Below are 5828 nucleotides of genomic sequence, written 5' to 3' on the forward strand. Positions count from 1 at the left end.
TGCCTGCTTTGTTGGCCTTACAATAAACTATGTATTCGGCACAAACTATATGTATTTTGCTTATCAATTCATCGCAGATCTTGATGCGATCACATACAGCATGGCTTGGGCATGGATGGTTACACCGTTGATTAAAGATATAATTTTCACTATTTTTGCCGCTCTATTAGCTTCAAGGATTTATCATACTGTTAATAAAAATTCCAATCCTCTTCAGAAAAAAATAGCTTCATAATAAGTAAACCCCTCTCAAATTTGAGAGGGGTTTATCAATATTATAAGATCATTGCAGCAACCCATCCAAATATGAGAAGCGGAATATTAAAATGTAAGAAAGTTGGTACACATGTATCCCAAATGTGATTATGTTGACCATCTGCATTTAAACCAGCTGTTGGTCCAAGCGTACTATCAGAAGCTGGCGCACCGGCATCACCAAGTGCCCCTGCTGTTCCAATTAAAGCAATAATAGCGAGCGGACTAAAGCCAACTGCTAGTCCTAGTGGAACGAATAATGTGGCGATGATTGGTACTGTGGAGAAAGATGAACCAATACCCATCGTAATGAACAAGCCAACGATAAGCATTAGAAGAGCTGCCACTCCCTTACTAYCTCCTAAAATACCTGAAACTTGATCGACTAATAATTCAACATGACCTGTTTCACGAATCACAGCAGCAAATCCTGAAGCAGCAAGCATAACGAATCCGATGAAAGCCATCATCTTCATACCGTTTGTTACAACATCATCTGCTTCCTTCCATTTAAGCGCGCCACTCACTAGTAAGATTACAATTCCTGCTAACCCAGCAATAATCATTGAGTCAGAAATGCGTTGTACAACTAGTGTAGCAAGGACTGCTAGAATAGCAGCTGTTATAGACCATGTCGTATAAGGTGTTTGCTCAATCGCTTCTCCAACAATTGGACGATCCTCATAGCTACGACGTTTACGGTACGTAACAAATACAGCGACGATTAAACCGAGAACAAGCCCTGCTGTAGGAATCGCCATTGCCACTGGAATATCTCCAAGATCAATAGCAAGACCACTTTCAGCCATATTATCGGCAACAATTCCGTGGAAAATAGCACCGAATCCAAATGGTAAGAAGATATAAGGTGCCGTTAATCCAAATGTAATAATGGTGGCAATCGCTCGACGGTCAACGCCTAATCGATTAAGTACCTTCAAAATCGGTGGAATTAAAATCGGAATAAACGCAATATGAATTGGAATTACATTCTGAGAGAAACAAGAAATGATCAGAATAGAAAAGAAAATAAGGACCTTAGATAAGACCTGTTTCTCTGTATCTCCCTCACGACCTACAAATTTTATCACTGTGTTTACCATGACATCTGGCAAACCTGTTCTTGCAATGGCTACAGCAAATGCACCAAGTAATGCATAACTTAATGCGACAGTTGCACTGCCTCCTAAACCATCACTAAACACCGCCACCGTTTGCTCAAGCCCAAGTCCCCCTACAAACCCACCAATTAAAGCTCCAATGGTTAAGGCAAGGACTACATGCACACGCACTAAACTTAAAACAAGCATGACGATGACTGCTAATAACACTGCATTCATCGTAATCAACCCCTAATCCTTTATCTAATTAAATCACTAACGAACTAAAACATACGTATACATTATCATTCTACTAATATCGTTGTCAATGCATTTCTTTCATGTGATAAAGCGATAAAGAAAAAACACTCAGTCTATATCCTGAGTGCTGATCATTAATAGCGTAATTTCAATAAAATTTCTCTAATATCTTGGTCTGCCATAACGGTTTCTTTGTACCGTTGAGTGATCTTCGTTAATGCCACATCATGATAGAAAAATTCAGTAAAAAATTTAACCAAAGGTGGCGACTGTGTACGAATGGCTTGCCAGCTTGCTTCTTCAATACCTGCAAACACCATTTCTTTTTGGTCAACAATTAAAATTCTACTTCTTTCTAATGTATTATGTTGTTGATCTGGAATTAAGGTAGAAACGGCCTGGATCGAAGTGTGTATTTCTCCAATCGCATGAATGGTTACCTCTACTCCCGCTTCATATTTCTCTTCTAAAGTAGATAGGTAATGTACCAGATCATCCGCCCAACCGGATATATAGATCGATTCCTGAGCCTTCTCAGATAATTCTAAGATTAGAGATTGAATCGATTGATTTTCTTTAAGCATCCAGACTCGATCATCCGTCGTTACTTCCTCCACTTCAATCTTCCGCAACTCCTCAATATTCGATTCAAAGTCCGCTTTTAATTTTTCAATCATGGATTCTAGTGGCAATGCGTTATAAAGCCGCTTTTTTTCTACAGTGGCTTCAAGAATCATACCTTTTTCACTTAAGCGACTCAGCACTTCATATACTTTTGATCGCGGTACACCTGAACGCTTCACAATCGCTGTAGCATCTAGAGGTTGATTCACTGTAATCAGTGACGTGTAAACTTGACTTTCATATTGTGTAAAACCAAATTGTTGGAGCATGATTGATTCCCCTTCTACCATCATTATGTTTATCATAGCACACTCATATACTTGATTAAATTTGTTCTTGTTTCTTTTCTTTTTTAATGTTACCCTTCTAGTGGTAACTATATAAAGAGGTGTTTTCATGGATAAACGAGTATACTTATTAACGATTGTTTCATTCGTTGTTGGATTAGTAGAATTAATTTTAGGTGGGATTCTCGATTTAGTTGCTTCTGACTTAGGCGTGACGCTCGGCCAAGTCGGAATGCTTATTTCGATTTTCTCGCTTGTGTTTGCAATATTTGGGCCGATCTTATTAACCGCTACAGCAAAAATGGAAAGAAAGAAGCTCACGTTAATTGCATTAGTTGTCTTCTTTTTTGCCAACCTGCTCGCCGTGTTAAGTACAGGTTATATAATGTTACTTATTGCAAGAGTTATTTCTGCGATGAGTGGAGCTTTATTAATTGCTTTATGTGTTACGATTGCTTCGAATATCGTTACAGAGCAATACCGAGCTCGAGCAATTGGAATTGTATTTATGGGGATTAGTGCTTCCTTAGTCCTAGGTGTCCCTGCAGGACTGATGTTAGGAAACGCCTTTGGGTGGAGAGCGCCATTTATTATGATTACAGCTTTAGCTGCCTTGTCCTTTATTGGCGTTTACTTCTTAATGGATCGCATCCAACCTAAGCCTGGTATTTCTATTAAGAAACAACTGCAAACATTAAAAAACCGAAAAATCTTATTTATTCAATTAACTTCATTTCTTTTTCTAGCTGGACATTTAACATTATATGCTTATCTAACGCCATTCTTAAGAATGACGATGGGCATGGATGGTACGTGGATTAGTATCATGTACTTAATCTTTGGAATTGCAGCGATAATTGGAGGTGGTGTCGGTGGTATGCTCTCTGACCGCTACGGTACAAAACCAACGATCGTCGGTGTCATTATCTTATTCTCAATTTCCATTTTCACAATCCCATATACTACGTCCGTCCTTCCACTATTCCTTATTGTGATGGTGATTTGGAGCATGTTAAGCTGGGCAATTACCCCAGCCATTCAAAGCTATTTGATTGAAACAGCTCCTGAGACATCTGATATTCAGCAAAGTCTGAATAACTCAGCTCTTCACTTTGGAATTGCCTTTGGTTCGATGATCGGCGGAATTGTTATTGAGCAATCGTCAGTCGAAATGAATGCCACTGTTGGAGGCGTGTTTGTTCTCTTTTCGTTAGGTGTTGTTCTGATGTCAATGATGCGAAGAAAAAATAAGTCAGTATCGACGACTGCAGCATAGGCTAAACCATAAAAAACGGGGCTGGGACATATCTAAGAGGTTTAACYCAGGATACGAACGAAGCGCTAAATGAGCGGATGAAATATACGTAGACCTCCTGCGGGRTGAAAAGCAGAGRTGAGACCCCAAAGTGCGTAGCACGAGGAGGCTCACCAGCTTCCCGCGGAAAGCGAAGTATATTTCAGGAGCGGTATATATAGACCGTATCAGTAATGTTCGATTTTCCATAAGTTAAAATACTTTTGTCCCAGTCTCGCTTCATTTTATAGATGTAAACTCTTTAGCTTCACTATTTGTTATAAAGCCAAACACATTTATTGATTGGGGCATTAGAGGATGTTTTTGGATAAGCTCTATATTTTTCTTAATGATCTCTTTAATATCCTGCGGTCCAATTAGCCACGTTTCTATATTTTTTTCTACAACTTTAATATAATCGAGTGTTTCGATCGTTTTTTCAGTAATCCCCGAATCACTAATTTTCTTTAAAAGATCTTTAGCATTAACAGCATGTTCATGACTAGTTTCCTCACCTATTACATAAATTTCTTTTATATTTTCGTAATAAGCTGCCATTATTATACTCCTAATTATACATCCATAAGGTTGAGAAATTAGACCTCCAAAAGTATTGATGATCATTAATTCTTCAGGCTTTCTCTTAGTTATTAATAGAATGGTTGGATCCAAATCCCCTTGTAGACTAGTGATGACTAACGCTTTTTTTTCTACCACTGTACGTTTCATCTTTATGTTCCTCCTCTTATTGCATGAATTTAGCCATTTCAAAATAAATGGGTATTCCGACGATTAAGTTAAACGGGAAAGTAACGCCTAATGCCAAACCTAAATAGATAGAAGGGTTTGCATTTGGTACAGACGTTTTTAATGCTGCTGGAGCTGCAATATATGAAGCACTTCCTGCTAGTACCCCCATTAAGGTCGCACCTCCTAGAGAAAGGTCGATATAGGTCCCAACCAAAACTCCTAAAGACCCAAACAATAGTGGTGATAATAATCCAAATAAGAGTAATTTCACTCCATACTTCTTCACTTCAGGGATACGCTCTCCCGCTATTAACCCCATATTTAATAAAAATAAAATTAATACACTACCATATAAATCAATAAATAAAGGTTTCACCATTGGGATAGCCCCTTCGCCAAGTACAAGCCCTATTAATAAACTCCCAATTAACAATAAGATACTCTTTCCAAAGAGGCTTTCTTTAATGAMTTCTTTATCTATCCATGGAGAAGACGAAATTWTTCCCATACTTTGAGAAGGTGAAATACCTGCCAACTGCTTGTTCTTTTCTAGCACCTTTAGTAATATCAAGGATAGCAGGATGGCAGGACTTTCCATCAGAGCAACTAATGSATTCATGAATCCTTCATAAGGTGTGCCAATTTTGTCAAGGAAGGACACTGCCGCCCCGTACGTAACAATACTCACAGATCCATAAGTAGCTGCTAAACCAATTGAATTTTCTAAATCTAATTTGATAAAGCGTAAGATTAAAAGGGTAAAAATCGGGATACTAAATCCTAAGAATAAAACCCCTATAATAGGCATAAACACCTCCTCAATCGAATACTTCGAAAGTTCAATCCCTCCTTTAATCCCAATTGCAAGTAATAAATAAATACTTAACGCTTCACTTATCCCTTTTGGGAATTTCAGATCTGATTTACATATAGCTGCTATTATTCCTAAAAGGAAAAAGAGAACTGCTGGTGATAATAAATTTCCGATAATGATCTCAGACATTACAAATTTCTCCTTTCTTCCAATAAAAAAACCGACAATTTCAGAATCCATTTTAAAGAATTCTAAAAGTTGTCGGTTTATCTTCAGCTGCCAAGATAGGCTTCTAAAGATCTCCCATTCCTATAAATTTTTTCCCATCAATTTCTTTTCAAAGTTACCAAAAAGTTTGAAAACCATTACCCTCTCACCTGTAGTTGTACTAATATCCGTATGAAAGCTCTTCACTTGTTCACCAGTGATTTTCAGAATGATTT

At 37.9% G+C, this 5828-nt stretch carries 7 protein-coding genes; 2 read left to right on the top strand and 5 right to left on the bottom strand.

What is annotated here, in order from left to right; all coding sequences use genetic code 11:
• The coding region (locus AB685_RS25335; RefSeq protein ID WP_047973364.1) for a biotin transporter BioY at nucleotides 1–235 on the top strand (235 nt) is incomplete at its 5' end.
• Between the two features lie 40 nt (nucleotides 236–275).
• Here AB685_RS25335 and AB685_RS25340 read toward each other — a convergent pair.
• Both AB685_RS25340 and AB685_RS25345 read right to left on the bottom strand, forming a co-directional pair.
• Nucleotides 276–1595 carry a Na+/H+ antiporter family protein gene (locus tag AB685_RS25340; RefSeq protein ID WP_047973365.1) on the bottom strand — a complete coding sequence of 440 codons (1320 nt, stop codon included), beginning with the start codon at nucleotides 1593–1595 and terminating at the stop codon, nucleotides 276–278.
• A gap of 155 nt (nucleotides 1596–1750) precedes the next feature.
• Nucleotides 1751–2509: a TrmB family transcriptional regulator gene (locus AB685_RS25345; RefSeq protein WP_047973366.1), complete on the bottom strand. Its 759-nt coding sequence runs from the start codon at nucleotides 2507–2509 to the stop codon at nucleotides 1751–1753.
• 127 nt (nucleotides 2510–2636) lie between these two features.
• Here AB685_RS25345 and AB685_RS25350 point away from each other — a divergent pair, with 127 nt between their 5' ends.
• Complete coding sequence (locus AB685_RS25350) at nucleotides 2637–3803, top strand: MFS transporter (RefSeq protein ID WP_047973367.1); 1167 nt, start codon at nucleotides 2637–2639, stop codon at nucleotides 3801–3803.
• A 258-nt stretch (nucleotides 3804–4061) separates the two neighbouring features.
• Here AB685_RS25350 and AB685_RS25355 read toward each other — a convergent pair whose 3' ends face one another.
• From AB685_RS25355 to AB685_RS30615, 3 genes are all read right to left on the bottom strand, one after another.
• Entirely contained in the window at nucleotides 4062–4550 is a 489-nt protein-coding gene (locus AB685_RS25355) for a hypothetical protein (RefSeq protein WP_047973368.1), read from the bottom strand.
• Nucleotides 4551–4566: 16 nt separating this feature from the next.
• Nucleotides 4567–5574, bottom strand: a complete 1008-nt coding sequence (locus AB685_RS25360) for a sodium-dependent bicarbonate transport family permease (RefSeq protein WP_047973369.1) — start codon at nucleotides 5572–5574, stop codon at nucleotides 4567–4569.
• A gap of 120 nt (nucleotides 5575–5694) precedes the next feature.
• Nucleotides 5695–5828 (bottom strand): Na-translocating system protein MpsC family protein (locus AB685_RS30615; RefSeq protein WP_128755945.1); only part of this gene is annotated, 134 nt, incomplete at its 5' end.

This window comes from Bacillus sp. LL01, from assembly GCF_001037965.1.